Raw genomic sequence first — 13,936 nt, forward strand, 5'->3', positions numbered from 1 at the left:
CTTTGTTGGTGTCGAACGGCCTGGCTGTTAATCAATAAGTAGTTATAAAAAGGAAGTATTAGGTGTGATTCATTCTATCCACGATGCCATTTTTGATGGCGATATAGACCGGGTGAGATCTATCTTGGATGCCGGTATCAATATGGAGGAAAAAAACAGTGATGGTGATACTCCGCTCCTGACTTGTTGTACCTACAGGCCGCTTGCAGAGGTCATGGCGTTGTTAATCGATCAGGGTGCCGATATTAATGCGCGTAACGCCAAAGGGGAGAGTGCCTTATCTATAGCGGTAGGGAAAAAGAATGGGCCTGTCATAGATATCCTGCTTAAACACAATGCGGAAGTGAATGTCATTAGTGATGATGGACAGACGCCACTGTTCCGGGCTGCCTATAAGAATCTGGTGGAATATGCTAAAGAGATGCTTCGCCGGGGAGCCGATCCGAACCTGAATCCGCGTAATCCTGAAGACGGTACCTCGTTGCTTTGGGCGGCGGGTACAGGTGATCTGGAGCTTGTGGAAATGTTGTTGTGTCATGGGGCCGAGATCAACGCGCCGGGTGTATTGCATTCAACGATTAAACATATCCATATTATGGAGTATCTGATCAGGGAAGGGGCGGACGTTAATAAAAAAGGGGCCTGGGGCTCAACGGCGCTGCATATGGCTGCGTATAAATGTGAAAAAGAGGTGGTAGAACTTCTCACAAATAGTGGTGCAGATATTCAAATCAAAGATGATAAAGAGGGACAAACACCTTATGAGTGGGCGCTTGATGGGGAGTGTGAGTGTCAAACTATTCGAGACCTATTAAAAATATGACGAAGGTCATGAAATAGGCTATAGCCTGCCGCGCTCTGGTTGACTCCCTGAACAGATTGATTAGGGTAGTCAACCTGTAAAACACAGGCTCGAACACGCCACTCGAATATGGAAGCGAATGCAAGGAGGCCTCTTGAAGAATATTCTACTCGCCGCGTTACTTTGTATGGCTGTAATGCATAGCTGGGCATCGCCCGGAAGTCTTCGTTCCGTCGGATTAGAGGCAAGCGGAAAAGATGGTTGCTATCTTTCTGATGGGGAGAGGTTAGTGGGTCCCACCATTGGCCTGATGGTCGATGCTTACGATCACCATCCAAGGCTGCCAAATCAAGTGATAGTCGCAGTAATGCAAACGGCAATTGATGCAGGATGTAACCTGAACGAACCAAATGCCGTCGGTCTATCACCACTGAACGCGGCGATTTTGCTGAATCATCCGAGATTGGTAAGACTGCTGTTAAGGAATGGAGCAAACCCAAGGCTTAAAATCGAAAGTCCGAAAGAGTTTATTGATGGAAAAGATTCATTTGGCCTCTATGAGTTCTTGAAAACCAGAAAGGATATGTCCAGAATCGGTGAGGAGCTTGCCGGGTACAGGTAGTCTCTGTCCCAAGCCGGGAGGCAATCTATCCTGGACGGTAAAAAGGCGGGCTTAGCCCCGCCTTTTTTGATTGTGGGTTATGCTAAGCACATTCGCGGTTAATCCGCACGGATTCACAATTAATGCTCCAACCGACAGGAGGAACTATGGGCTGGAAAACCGATTATCGCTCTTTCTATTATGAGGGTGCTCCCGAGCCCGATGATCCGTTGCTTAATCCCCAGGAGACTGTACTGCTTACTATAGATATCCAGAATATCTATATGCAACTCGCCGATGATCCGGTACAGCGGACGCGCTGGTCTCCCTTTATCAAGCGAATGCGCGAGATAGTCATACCGACAGTACAAAAATTGCAAACGGGATTCCGCGCTCATGGCATGGATGTGCTGCATGCCCGTATCGCCTGTCTGCTTGACGATGGCCGGGATCGATCCCTGAGCCAGAAGAAGCCGGGTTGGAACTACCTGTTGCTGCCCAAAGATGAGCCGAGTTCCCAGATCGTCCCGGAGCTTTCTCCCCAGCCGGGTGAAGTAGTGGTGACCAAGACCACCGACAGTGCACTCACCGGCACCAACCTGCGCCTGATACTGCAGAATATGGGAGTCAAAAACGTCGTGATGACCGGTATCTTCACCGACCAGTGTGTCTCCTCCACGGTGCGCAGTCTGGCTGATGAGAGTTTTAACGTGATCGTCATTGAGGACGGCTGTGCCGCCGGTACGGAGCAACTGCATCGCCGGGAGCTGGAGATCATCAACATGATCTATTGTCAGGTGATGAGCAGTGATGAATTGCTGGAGATACTGGCCATCTAGCCGCCTTTCTGCTGCCGGACCCTATCCGGACATCGCCGCTACTGGTTATCCGTTTTATGCATGATTACCCCGGCCGGAATCTGCGGTGAGCGAGTCCTTATGTGCCAAGGAATAAAAGTATTGGCCCGGGGTTGAATATCGCTCCCTAACAATAGAAAACCGCTCAAGTGATCGGTTGCTCCGCCGATACCGGGTAAGGTTGATCGGTTTCTTTCATCGGGATCTTCCTGTGCCCGATTGAACCGCTTCAAGTGTCGGTTTCCACCGGCAGTCAACATACTGAAATTATCGAATCAGTGCTGGATATTCAGCAATTGTCAAGTGCGGTCACGGATAGTATTACGGAGAGTTTTGCGATGAAGTTTAATAGTATTCGGGGGAAATTGCTGACCTTGGTGGCCGTCGCGATGATGATCGTGACGGCGGTGGTGCTGTATGGATATTACTCGGCCTGGCAGAGTGTCGTGCATGTGGAGCAGGTGATTTTTCAACAAGTGGATAATGAGCGTCAGGTGGAGAGCCTGGCCTTTCAGTTCAAGAAACAGGTCCAGGAGTGGAAGAATGTGCTGCTTCGGGGTTCGGACAGCCAGCAGTTGGATAAGTACTGGAGCCGTTTTGAAAATATAGAGGCCGATATCCAGCGCACCGGGGAGACGCTCCGACAGCGTCTTGATGGACCGATCGGGCAGATGGTGACGGATTTTCTTAATGCCCATAAAGCTATCGGGGAGCAGTATCGCCTGGGTTTGCAGCGCTTCAAGGACTCCGGCTTTGATCATCGGGCCAGCGACGCCCTGGTGGCGGGTATCGACCGCGCTCCGACCCAGTTACTGGAGAAGGCGATCGGAGAGATCGGTAAGGTCGCGTTCAATGCGGCTGAGCGACAGATCGAGCAGAGTAAAAAGGGGTTGCAGCTGAGCGCGGCAATACTGGCAGTGATCTTTATCCTGACCGCGGCCGTCATCCTGCTGTTCATCAACTCCCAACTGGTCAGGCCCGCCATTCGGATTCAGAATCAGTTAGGCAAGATTGCGGAAGGGGATCTATCCAGTTCCATGACGCTGGATAGCCGGGATGAGTTCGGACGGATTGCGGAGAGTGTCAACCAGGTGCAACAGCAACTGGGGGATGTGATTCAGCGGCTGGTTGCCATGGCAGGACAGGTAAACGGGGCTTCTGACGAGGTTGCCGGCATTACCGAGTCAAACCAGCAGGCGCTGTCCCGGCAACGTAGCGAGATGGAGATGGTGGCCACCGCTATGAACGAGATGACCATGACTATCCAGGAGGTGGCGAAAAACGCCACCGAAACCGCCCAGCAGGCCGAGGATGCGGATCAACTGGCGCAACAGGGTAATCAGAAAGTCTCCCAGGTAGTGAATGCCATCAGTCAATTGTCCGGGGAGATACAGGGCCTGGCGGGTGAAGTGCGGGCCCTGGAAGCGGATTCGACAGAGATCGGCTCTGTGGTCGATATGATCCATGGCATTGCTGAGCAGACCAACCTGCTGGCCCTGAATGCCGCCATTGAAGCGGCGCGGGCCGGTGAACACGGCCGCGGTTTCGCCGTGGTCGCTGACGAGGTGCGCACTCTGGCTGACAAGACCCGCAAGTCCACCCAGGATATTCAGGCTATGATTGAACGCCTGCAGACTGGGACCCGGAACGCCGCCAGTGCCATGCAGCAGGGAACCGAAAAAGTGGAATCCACTGTCGTGCTGGCAGAGGAGGCGGGCGCTGCGCTGGGGCAGATCACCCAGGGGATCAATATTATCAGTGGTGCGAATCTGCAGATCGCCAGTGCCGCCGAAGAACAGCGGTCCGTGGCGGAGGAGGTCAATCGAAATATTGTCAGTGCCAACGACCTCTCCATTCAGGTGCATGAGTCCGGAGCCACAACCAGCCAATCAACCCGGAAACTGGCTGAACTTTCCGGCGAGATGGTGGACCTGGGTGACCATTTTAAATTGGCAACCCAAGCCTGAAGCGATCCAGTTCTTCCGCTGCACAGTAAGGTCGTCCGGTCCGACGACCTTACCGCATTTACCTCTCAACTGTTCTGACCTACTCTTTAAAGTGCGGTAGGGTCGGTATGATCCATGCCGCCGAGATGGCAACTTGAATCTGGTTTTCTGGGGATATAGGGGATGGTTTCGACACTTTTCTGGTTTCTGCTGTTTCCGGTTGCGGCTATTGTGCTGGCTTATCGGCGGGTGTGCCTGAAACGGGCCACACTGGTAATGGGCGGCGTTCTGCTCGCCTACACCCTGTTCGGCGCCGGCGGCTGGTTCCTGTTGCTGCTGCTGTGGCTGCTCTACCTGGGTATGTTACTGCTCAACGTGGAGCGGTTCAGACGTGACAGACTCTCCCGTCGGCTGCTGAACATCTATCGGAAGATGCTGCCCCCCATGTCCCAGACCGAGCGGGAGGCCCTTGAGGCGGGCACGGTCTGGTGGGAGGGGGAGCTGTTTTCCGGTGCACCGGACTGGAATAGATTCTGTCAGTTGCCGGCGCCCCGCCTCTCCCGAGCCGAGCAGGCGTTTCTTGATGGCCCCACCGAGACCCTATGCCGGATGCTGGATGACTGGCAGATCACCCATGAACTGGCGGATATGCCGCCGGAGGTGTGGGACTACATGCGCCAGGAAAAGTTCTTCGCCATGATCATACCAAAACGGTACGGTGGCCTGGAGTTCTCCGCCCTGGCCCAGTCCCGGGTACTGAGCAAACTGGCCAGTCGCAGCCTGGTGGCTGCCTCGACCGTGGGCGTGCCCAACTCCCTGGGGCCTGGGGAGTTGCTGCTCCATTACGGCACTGAGGCGCAGAAGGAGTACTATCTGCCGCGCCTGGCGGCCGGCGAAGAGATCCCCTGTTTTGCCCTTACCTCCCCCCGGGTCGGCTCCGACGCCACCGCCATTACCGATACCGGCGTAGTCTGCCGGGGCGAATATGAGGGGCAGGAGATCATCGGCATCCGGCTCAACTGGGATAAGCGTTACATCACCCTGGCACCTGTTGCCACTGTGTTGGGGCTGGCCTTCAGACTGTACGATCCGGAGCACCTGATCGGGGAGCAGGATGCGTATGGCATCACCGCCGCCCTGGTGCCGACCCGGCTGCCCGGGGTGAAGATCGGTCGTCGCCACTTTCCCTTGAATATCCCGTTCCAAAATGGTCCCACCCAGGGTAAGGATGTGTTCGTGCCACTGGATGCCATTATCGGCGGGCCCGAGCGGGCCGGGCAGGGATGGAAAATGCTGGTGGAACAGCTTTCGGTGGGACGGGGTATCACCTTGCCGTCCAATGCGATCGGTACCGGCAAGGCGGCGGTCTACGCCTCCGGTGCCTACGCCCGTATCCGGCGTCAGTTCGGACTGCCGGTAGGCAAGTTTCATGGCGTCGGTGAGGTGTTGGCCCGCATGGCCGGTCGCACCTACATCATGACCGCTGCCTCCGATGTGACTATCGGTGCTATCGATGCCGGGGAGAAGCCCGCCGTGCCGGCGGCCATTCTGAAATATCACAACACGGAGATGGGTCGCGCCATCGCCAACGACGCCATGGATGTGCAGGGTGGCAAGGGCATTATGCTGGGGCCGAAGAATTACCTGGGGCGCAATTACCAGGGGATTCCCATCGCCATCACGGTAGAGGGGGCTAATATCCTGACCCGGGGGCTGATTATCTTTGGCCAGGGTGCAATCCGTTGTCATCCCTATGTGCGGCAGGAGATGGAGGCGGCTGCCATGGAGGGTGAGGCGGGACTGCGGGCGTTTGACCGGGCGCTGTTCGGCCATATCGGATACGCCATGGGCAACGCGGCCCGGTCACTGGTGATGGCGCTGACCCAGGCCCGTTACGTGAAGGCGCCGACCCGGGACGCCACGCACCGTTATTACCAGCACATCTCCCGTTACAGCGCCTCGTTCGCGCTGGCGGCCGATGTGGCCATGCTCACCCTGGGTGGGGCACTGAAACGCAAAGAGCTGCTGTCGGCCCGACTGGGCGACGTGCTCAGCGCCATCTATCTCGCCTCCATGGTGCTGAAGCACCACGTTAACCAGGGTAGCCCGGAGCAGGATCTGCCGCTGGTGGAGTGGGCTTGCCGATCCCTGCTGTATAACGCCCAGGAACAGCTCCACGGGTTGTTGCGCAATCTGCCGAATCGCTGGGTGAGTGGGATACTGCGTCTGTTAATTTTTCCCCGTGGCCGTACCTATTCGGCCCCCTCCGACGAACTGGGTCAACAGATTGTTGAACTGATTATGCGCCCCAGTGACAGTCGTGACCGGCTCTGTCAGGGAATCTACACAACCGTGGAACCCGGCAATCCCCTCGGCCTGTTGCAGGAGGCGCTTGAGTTGAGCGAGTCGGTCAGGCCCCTGGAGCGCAAGGTGTTCGATGCCCGCAAGGGTGGTCAGTTGGTGGCACAGGACACCCCATCCCTGATTGCAGAAGCGGAACAGAAAGGCATTCTGAGTAATGAAGAAGCCGAACAGTTGAGGAGCTTTGATAGAAAAGTGATGTCGCTGATCGGTGTGGACGATTTTTCTGCGGATGAGCTGGCGGCGAGTGGTAAAAAACGGGTTGTCCCTTCATCCAGACCGGTGGTAAAGAAGCGCTCAAGTAAAAAAAAGGCGAGCAAGAAAAAGGCGGCAAAAAAAACCGTGGCGAAAAAAGCCACCGCGAAGAAAGGCTCTGGGGATGGGGCGGCTGAACGGAACAGGTGATCCTGATGGCGTCCAGCGACAATCCGGGGCATACGCCTCCGTATGGAACCAAGTGGGATTCAGGTCGTCCCATGGTTACTGATTCTATTAAGAAGGGAAGAGACTGTTGACGTATCTGCAACGACTAACCACCGGACTACTGCTTGGGCTGATTCTTGCCGGCTGCTCCTCCAGCGGCGACTGGCGCAGCGCCAGCCGGGAATCGGCAAATCTGGCCCCCGATCCTGAGACCACCCAGGAGGCGGTGTTGCAGGTGTATGGCGCGGATGCCTGGGGCTGGCGCGGATGGTTCGCCATTCACACCTGGGTTGCCGCAAAGCGCACAGGAGAGCCGGCCTACAAAGTATACGATGTGATCGGCTGGCGCGCCCGGCGTGGAGAGCCGGTCATGCAGATTACCCGGGATGTTCCCGACCGTTACTGGTTTGGTGAGAAACCGGAGATTATCAAGGAGTACAGGGGCGAAGGGGTGGATCAGTTGATCGACGCGGTGGAGCAGGCAGCCCGGGAGTATCCGTGGAAAAACCAGTACACCGTGTTTCCGGGACCCAACAGCAACACCTTTACTGCCTGGATAGCCAAGCGGGTGCCGGAACTGGAACTGACAACTGCATTACCGATCTCCGCGATCGGTAAAAGCTACGTGGATTAGAGCCCCGGCGACGGGGGGCGGTATTAAATAGACAAAACACGCGGTTTCGGGCGGCTGCGGGCGGTCTGGAGAGCTGTTTGCGAGGGATATAAATAAATTAAAAAAAACGATTATAAAATTAAAAAAAATCTATTAGATAAAACAGTATTCATCATCTATCCTTTAGCGACGTACTGACAGAAGTACGCGTTCAAAAGAAATTTGACGAGGAGATAGATATGGAACTGAAAGGTAGCAAGACCGAACAGAATCTGAAAGATGCGTTTTCTGGTGAATCTCAAGCCAATCGTCGCTACCTCTACTTCGCCTCCAAGGCTGATGTGGAGGGATACAACGATATCTCCGCCCTGTTCCGTTCCACTGCTGAAGGTGAAACCGGACATGCCCACGGTCATCTGGAGTATCTGGAGAGCTGTGGTGACCCTGCCACCGGTATGCCGATCGGCAGTACCGTGGACAACCTGAAGAGCGCAGTAGCCGGTGAAACCCACGAGTACACGGATATGTACCCGGGCATGGCCAAAACCGCGCGTGAAGAAGGCTTCGATGAAGTGGCCGACTGGTTCGAGACCCTGGCCAAGGCAGAACGCTCCCACGCTAACCGTTACCAGCGTGCGCTGGACGAAATGGAGTGAATGTAGCCTTTTAATACCGGGCCGGGATCGTTCCCGGCCCACTCAACTGCAATAAGGAATTCAGGAGAGAGCTGATATGGCGGTAAAAGAGGGTAATCTGGAGGCACCGACACGCCACCCGATCGCGTGGAAAGAGCCCGACTATTATAATGAAGCCTTGCTGATGGATGAACTGGAGCGGGTTTATGAAATCTGCCACGGTTGCCGTCGTTGCGTCAGTCTCTGTCACGCTTTTCCCACCCTGTTCGACCTGATTGATGAATCCCCGACCTACGAAATAGACGGGGTAAAAAAGGATGATTACTGGCAGGTGGTGGATCACTGTTACCTGTGTGATCTCTGCTACATGACCAAGTGTCCCTACACCCCGCCCCATGAATGGAATCTGGATTTTCCCCACCTGATGTTGCGGGCCAAGGCAGTGAAGTACAAAAAAGGTGAGATGAAGACCCGTGACAAGATTCTCACCAGCACCGACACCGTAGGCTCCCTGGCCGGCATTCCCGTGGTGGCAGGTATTGTCAATGCGGCCAACAGGACGAAGCCGACCCGAAAGTTGCTGGAATCGGTTCTGGGTGTACATGCTGATGCCCGGCTGCCGGAGTATCACTCCAATACGCTGCGCAAGCGACAGCGTCAGCATGTGGGTGCCAGCGGGGAGGGCGAGCCAGCCGGACCAACCCAGGGCAAGGTGGCCCTGTTCGCCACCTGTTACGGCAATCGCAATGAGCCGGTTATCGGTGAAGATCTGATCGCGGTGTTTGAACATAACGGAATCCCGGTCACCCTGGCTCCCAAGGAGCAGTGCTGCGGCATGCCGAAACTGGAACTGGGTAATTTGGATGCGGTGGAACAGGCGATGAAAGCCAATATTCCCGCGTTGGCCAAACTGGTGGATGAAGGCTGGGATATCGTTGCGCCCGTGCCCTCCTGCGCCCTGATGTTCAAACAGGAGCTGCCACTGCTGTTCCCGGATAACGCCGATGTGATCAAGGTGGGTAAGGCGATCTATGACCCGTTTGAATATCTGTTCCTGCGCAATAAACACGGCAAGCTGAAAAATGATTTCAAGCACTCCCTCGGCAAGGTGGCCTATCACGCCGCTTGTCACCAGCGGGTGCAGAATATCGGTGCAAAAACCCGCGATGTGCTGGCGCTGGTACCCGACACTGCGGTCACAGTTATTGAGCGCTGTTCGGGGCACGATGGCACCTATGCGGTGAAGAAAGAGTTTCACGAAATTTCCATGAAGATAGTGCGCCCGGTGGTGAACCGGGTGAAGCAGGCCGAGGCGGACCATTACGGTAGTGACTGTCCCATGGCCGGGCATCATATTGAACATGGCCTGGCGGATGGCAGCCAGACCGAACACCCCATGAGTCTGCTCAGAAAGGCTTACGGCATTTGAACTTGAACTGTTTTGAAGGAGAGAACCAATGGCAAGCGAGGGTTATCACGAACCGATTGAGGAGCTATCCACCGAGACCCGGGACATGCATCGGGCTATCGTATCGCTCATGGAGGAACTGGAAGCGGTGGATTGGTACAACCAGCGGGTGGATGCCTGTCAGAATCCCGAACTGAAGGCGATCCTGGCCCATAATCGGGATGAAGAGAAAGAGCACGCCGCGATGGTACTGGAGTGGATTCGTCGCAAAGACCCCACTTTCGACCATGAACTGAAAGACTATCTGTTCACGGAAAAACCGATTGCACACGAGTAATGGCGCAAGAGGTGGTACAGGGATGTACCGTCTACGGACCTGAGGATGGATTAAGCGAGAACGAGGAGTTTTCACTCATGAGTAAATTGTCACATCAGGATCTCTACAGCCTGGAAGAGTATGCCCGTATACGTCCAGAGTTCCGTGCCCGGGTGATGGAGCACAAGAAGGATCGGCGGGTCGCCATCGGTGAACATGCAGCACTCTATTTTGAAGACGCCCTCACCATGCAGTACCAGGTTCAGGAGATGCTCCGCATCGAACGGATATTCGAGGCCGAAGGCATTCAGGATGAACTGGATGTCTACAATCCCCTGATACCGGACGGACAGAACTGGAAAGCCACTTTCATGATTGAGTACGGTGACGTGGAGGAGCGGCGGAAAGCGTTGGCCCGACTGATCGGCGTGGAGAAAGCGCTCTGGGTGCAGGTTGATGAACTGGAGAAGGTGCATCCGGTGGCTAATGAGGATCTGGACCGCACCACCGAAGATAAAACCTCTTCGGTCCATTTTGTCCGCTTTGAGCTGACCCCAGAGATGGTGGCCACAGCAAAGCAGGGCGCAAGCATTCGGGTCGGTATTACCCATCCCGCCTATACCGGAGAGACGGTACTGGAGGATAATGTTCGCAACTCCCTGGTGGGGGATCTGCACTAGTACAGGTTGTCTGCGACAGCCGGCCCGGAGTACGGATCGGCTGTCACGCCACCACCAGCATCTCACTGAACATGGCGATGGAGAAGCCCACAACCGCTCCCAGGGGTGGACCCCAGTGTCGCTTCAGGCGCGCCTGGGGAGCCACATCCTGGAATATCAGGTAGACAATCCCGCCGGAGGCAAACAGCATAATGCCACCCAGTAGCGCCGGGTAACCGGACAGGAAGAGATAACCCACCAGACCCGCCAGTGGGCCGATAAGCACCATGGCCCCCATTACTTTCAGAACCGTTCGCCGGTTACTCCGATTGTGTGCAATCAATTCCCGGTAGGTGTTGAAGCCTTCCGGAAGATTTTGCAAACCGATCAACAGTGCCAGCAGGGGAGCCAAGGGGGAGCTGACTGCAACCATGCCGCCCAGCGCGATTGCTTCGGGAAGATAATCCAGGATCATGCCCATCAGTTGAGGCGATTCCCGGCGTCGTAACCCCAGTGCCCGTTCAATCAGGAAAAACAGGCATCCGCCAAACAGAAACAGTGGTATGGAGAACAGGGACCGTTCCATGCGTGCAATACCTTCTGGTATCAGCACCACCGCGACCGCCCCCAGTAGAATGCCGCCACCCAGGGCGATCAGAAAATGCCGGAACTCCCGCTGCAGCCAGTGGGGCCGGATATGCTCGAAGCTGGCGATCAGGCCACCTAGTGGAATGCAACCACCGGAGGCGATGGTCAGAGCCAGAATGGTGAATATCTCTGTCATCTGTCAGTCTGATTCAGGTGAACCGATGGTAGTCCGGAACCGCGGATCTTTGATTTCAGTCCGACATGCCTGCCGGGTGATTGATGAAGCGGTAAATCTTCTTAATCAGCGTACTGGTGTTAAATGGCTTCACAATAAAATCCACCGCACCCGCTTTGACGCTGTCAACCACGATATCCTTTGCCCCTTCGCCGGTGATCATGATCACCGGGATGGTGGTAAACTGTTTGACTGCCTTTATCCGTTGGGTGACCTCGATGCCGTTCTCATTGTCGAGATTCACATCCATCAGGATCAGGTCAGGTCGGCAGCGGCGCAATATGCCTAATGCCTCGGTACCGGATGTGGCGAACTCCAGCTTCAGTCGTTCATTGATCAAGATCTGCTTGATCAATTTGTGCTGGAACTTGTCGTCATCAACCATAAGTATGATGGGAACCTGGGCGGACAGCTTGCTCAGGGTGCGGGTCGCCTCCAGATGTGGCTCCAGATCAGTGCGCATATTCTCCGCCCACTGGCGCATCGGTTGCATGGCTTTGTCCAGATGTTTGAAGGGCTTCTCAATACCCTCTTTCTTCAGTTGCTCCAGTTCCCGCTCAATAATCGCGCCGTTCTCTGTTGCCCCGGCATCGCCGGATGCCTTGGAACTGAGGGAGGCGTAGCATTTTTCCAACCGGTCCAGCGCCGTTGATTCCGCCTGTTGGGCCGACTGAACGGACTGCTCCATAAACCGGTTGCCGGTCTCGGTATGTTTTTCGATCAAGGCATCCAGACCGGACAGATGGCGGGCCGGACCGGCAAAATCCTCCACCGTCGGTTCGTTGGCCTGTTGCAGCTCTTTCAATGCGCGGTACACCGAGTAGGGTAAACGAAATGGATCATTGGGCGGTGGCCAGAACAGAATAAAGTCGTCGAAATAGGCCTTCTTGCAGAGTGTGTAGACCGATTTCAGGTCATTCTTGTTACTGAGAATCAGGGTTCGGTGGGGGATGTCATGGACCTTTTCGCTCAACCGGTAGAGTCCCAGATAGTAGAGTTTCGCCTTCTCCAGTTGATTGAATGCCAGGATCAGAAGGGCTGGTCGGTGTTTCTCAAAATCCTCAACGGTGTGATCAGCATCCGTGGAAAGAACAATATGGTCAAACTCATTCTTAAGTAGATCACGGACCAGTTCCGCGTCCGTGACTACATCAGTAGCGATCATTATTGGACCCGGACTGCTCATGAGACGACCGGGATCAGGTTATGACGCCGTACTTCCCATTCGGTAATCCAGTGCTCCAGCTGTTCCGCCGGCATCGGCTTGGCAATGAAATAACCCTGTGCGTAATCACATCCCATGGATTGGATGAGATCCCAGTCTGACTGGTCCTCTATGCCTTCCGCGACCGTTTTCATGCGCAGGTGTTTTGCCATACCGAGACTCGCCTCGACGATGGCCCTTAACGCCTCTTCCCGATATGCGCCGTGAATAAATCCACGATCAATCTTGAGTTCGTCAAACGGAATATCCCGCAATTGTGCAAGGGAGGAGTGGCCGGTACCGAAGTCGTCAATGGAAAGACCGATATGCTTCAGACGCAGACGTGTCAGAATATCCAGTGGCGCCAACGGGTTCTTCATCAGTCGACTTTCAGTGACCTCCAGTACCAGACTGGAGTGGGGCACGTTTGCCCGCTCCAGTGCAAATGCTACCTCGTCGGCAAAGTCCAGGTTGGCCAGATTATCCATGGAGATGTTCACCGCAACCTGTAGTGACAGCTCTGATTTAAGCCAGCGTGCCGCCTGCTGCAGCGCCATGTCGAGAACCTGACCGGTCAGTGCATCGATCAGGTTGTGCTCTTCAGCGGTATCGATAAACTGGTCGGGAAAGACCAGTCCATCTTCCGGGTGCTGCCACCGAACCAGGGACTCCACACCACATAAACGGCCAGAAACAAGCTCCACCTGGGGTTGGTAATAGTTGACCAGTTCCCGGTTATCCAGTCCTTTTTGCAGCGCTTTTGCGTCATAGATCTTACCCGGAGCGCGACTGCTGCCTTTGGGGGCGCTTTTCAGAACCGCTTTTAGTTGGTCGGGTGTCACGGGTTTTCGCAATGCCCCCAGGACCTGCAGTTTGTGGGCCTCAGCAAGCCTTTTGGCCGTCTGCAGAATCCGTTCATCTTCACCGCTGATCAGGATCAACCCGCCGGTGTATCTGACCCGGTCCAGGTGTCGTATGAACTCCACCCCGTCGATACCGGGCATTTGCAGATCCAGCAACAGCAGATTGAAGATTTCATCGCCCTGTTCCAGCATCAGCAGCGCGCGAATGGGGTTGGATATCGGAGTGATTTTTTTAAATCCTAGGTTGGCCAACTGCCGGGAAAGGATTTTGAGCATAAACTGCTCGTCATCAAGCAACAAAATATTCATGTCCTATCCGTGACTGGCCAGCCTTATTCCGTGAGAAGTGCATTAATCGCCATCTCCATTGCCCAAAATCCTTTCCAATTCCAGCGCCTTGAGAGAAGTATAATCCCTCTTCCCGC

The 13,936-nt window shown here is 55.1% G+C and carries 13 protein-coding genes; 10 read left to right on the forward strand and 3 right to left on the reverse strand.

What is annotated here, in order from left to right; genetic code table 11:
* Positions 1-64: 64 nt before the first annotated feature.
* The 10 genes from AAY24_RS01165 to AAY24_RS01210 all read left to right on the forward strand — a co-directional run bounded on the left by AAY24_RS01165 (position 65) and on the right by AAY24_RS01210 (position 10,642).
* Positions 65-823: an ankyrin repeat domain-containing protein gene (locus AAY24_RS01165; protein WP_046858122.1), complete on the forward strand. Its 759-nt coding sequence runs from the start codon at positions 65-67 to the stop codon at positions 821-823.
* Positions 824-956: 133 nt separating this feature from the next.
* On the forward strand, positions 957-1,424 hold the full coding sequence (locus tag AAY24_RS18340) for a hypothetical protein (protein ID WP_199930445.1): 468 nt from the start codon (positions 957-959) through the stop codon (positions 1,422-1,424).
* A 146-nt stretch (positions 1,425-1,570) separates the two neighbouring features.
* Positions 1,571-2,242, forward strand: coding sequence for a cysteine hydrolase family protein (locus AAY24_RS01175; protein WP_046858123.1), 672 nt, complete (start codon positions 1,571-1,573; stop codon positions 2,240-2,242).
* A gap of 356 nt (positions 2,243-2,598) precedes the next feature.
* Positions 2,599-4,227, forward strand: coding sequence for a methyl-accepting chemotaxis protein (locus AAY24_RS01180; protein ID WP_046858124.1), 1,629 nt, complete (start codon positions 2,599-2,601; stop codon positions 4,225-4,227).
* 162 nt (positions 4,228-4,389) lie between these two features.
* Positions 4,390-6,972, forward strand: coding sequence for an acyl-CoA dehydrogenase (locus AAY24_RS01185; RefSeq protein WP_063370437.1), 2,583 nt, complete (start codon positions 4,390-4,392; stop codon positions 6,970-6,972).
* Between the two features lie 106 nt (positions 6,973-7,078).
* Entirely contained in the window at positions 7,079-7,624 is a 546-nt protein-coding gene (locus AAY24_RS01190) for a DUF3750 domain-containing protein (protein ID WP_234422222.1), read from the forward strand.
* A gap of 218 nt (positions 7,625-7,842) precedes the next feature.
* Positions 7,843-8,259, forward strand: coding sequence for a rubrerythrin family protein (locus tag AAY24_RS01195; RefSeq protein ID WP_046858125.1), 417 nt, complete (start codon positions 7,843-7,845; stop codon positions 8,257-8,259).
* Positions 8,260-8,335: 76 nt separating this feature from the next.
* Positions 8,336-9,667 carry a heterodisulfide reductase-related iron-sulfur binding cluster gene (locus tag AAY24_RS01200; RefSeq protein WP_046858126.1) on the forward strand — a complete coding sequence of 444 codons (1,332 nt, stop codon included), beginning with the start codon at positions 8,336-8,338 and terminating at the stop codon, positions 9,665-9,667.
* A 28-nt stretch (positions 9,668-9,695) separates the two neighbouring features.
* Positions 9,696-9,983: an encapsulin-associated ferritin-like protein gene (locus AAY24_RS01205; RefSeq protein ID WP_046858127.1), complete on the forward strand. Its 288-nt coding sequence runs from the start codon at positions 9,696-9,698 to the stop codon at positions 9,981-9,983.
* A 77-nt stretch (positions 9,984-10,060) separates the two neighbouring features.
* A complete protein-coding gene (locus AAY24_RS01210) occupies positions 10,061-10,642 on the forward strand; it encodes a DUF3501 family protein (protein WP_046860911.1) in 582 nt (193 codons plus the stop codon).
* Positions 10,643-10,685: 43 nt separating this feature from the next.
* On the opposite strand, the gene AAY24_RS01215 is transcribed toward AAY24_RS01210, so the two are convergent.
* Genes AAY24_RS01215 through AAY24_RS01225 form a run of 3 tightly spaced genes read right to left on the reverse strand, consistent with a single transcriptional unit; the run spans position 10,686 to position 13,820 of the window.
* On the reverse strand, positions 10,686-11,405 hold the full coding sequence (locus AAY24_RS01215; protein ID WP_046858128.1) for a ZIP family metal transporter: 720 nt from the start codon (positions 11,403-11,405) through the stop codon (positions 10,686-10,688).
* 55 nt (positions 11,406-11,460) lie between these two features.
* A complete protein-coding gene (locus AAY24_RS18345) occupies positions 11,461-12,609 on the reverse strand; it encodes a response regulator (RefSeq protein WP_052760981.1) in 1,149 nt (382 codons plus the stop codon).
* Positions 12,610-12,626: 17 nt separating this feature from the next.
* Positions 12,627-13,820, reverse strand: a complete 1,194-nt coding sequence (locus AAY24_RS01225) for an EAL domain-containing response regulator (RefSeq protein ID WP_046858129.1) — start codon at positions 13,818-13,820, stop codon at positions 12,627-12,629.
* Positions 13,821-13,936 lie beyond the last annotated feature (116 nt).

The organism is Sedimenticola thiotaurini (genome assembly GCF_001007875.1).
Classification (GTDB): Bacteria; Pseudomonadota; Gammaproteobacteria; order Chromatiales; family Chromatiaceae; genus Sedimenticola; species Sedimenticola thiotaurini.

Excerpts from the sequence above, each read along its gene's own strand:
- AAY24_RS01175 (WP_046858123.1), top strand. The coding sequence starts at position 1,571 with ATGGGCTGGAAAACCGATTATCGCTCTTTCTATTATGAGGGTGCTCCC.
- AAY24_RS01180 (WP_046858124.1), top strand. The coding sequence starts at position 2,599 with ATGAAGTTTAATAGTATTCGGGGGAAATTGCTGACCTTGGTGGCCGTC.
- AAY24_RS01185 (WP_063370437.1), top strand. The coding sequence starts at position 4,390 with ATGGTTTCGACACTTTTCTGGTTTCTGCTGTTTCCGGTTGCGGCTATT.
- AAY24_RS01195 (WP_046858125.1), top strand. The coding sequence starts at position 7,843 with ATGGAACTGAAAGGTAGCAAGACCGAACAGAATCTGAAAGATGCGTTT.
- AAY24_RS01200 (WP_046858126.1), top strand. The coding sequence starts at position 8,336 with ATGGCGGTAAAAGAGGGTAATCTGGAGGCACCGACACGCCACCCGATC.
- AAY24_RS01205 (WP_046858127.1), top strand. The coding sequence starts at position 9,696 with ATGGCAAGCGAGGGTTATCACGAACCGATTGAGGAGCTATCCACCGAG.
- AAY24_RS01210 (WP_046860911.1), top strand. The coding sequence starts at position 10,061 with ATGAGTAAATTGTCACATCAGGATCTCTACAGCCTGGAAGAGTATGCC.
- AAY24_RS01215 (WP_046858128.1), bottom strand. The coding sequence starts at position 11,405 with ATGACAGAGATATTCACCATTCTGGCTCTGACCATCGCCTCCGGTGGT.
- AAY24_RS18345 (WP_052760981.1), bottom strand. The coding sequence starts at position 12,609 with ATGATCGCTACTGATGTAGTCACGGACGCGGAACTGGTCCGTGATCTA.
- AAY24_RS01225 (WP_046858129.1), bottom strand. The coding sequence starts at position 13,820 with ATGAATATTTTGTTGCTTGATGACGAGCAGTTTATGCTCAAAATCCTT.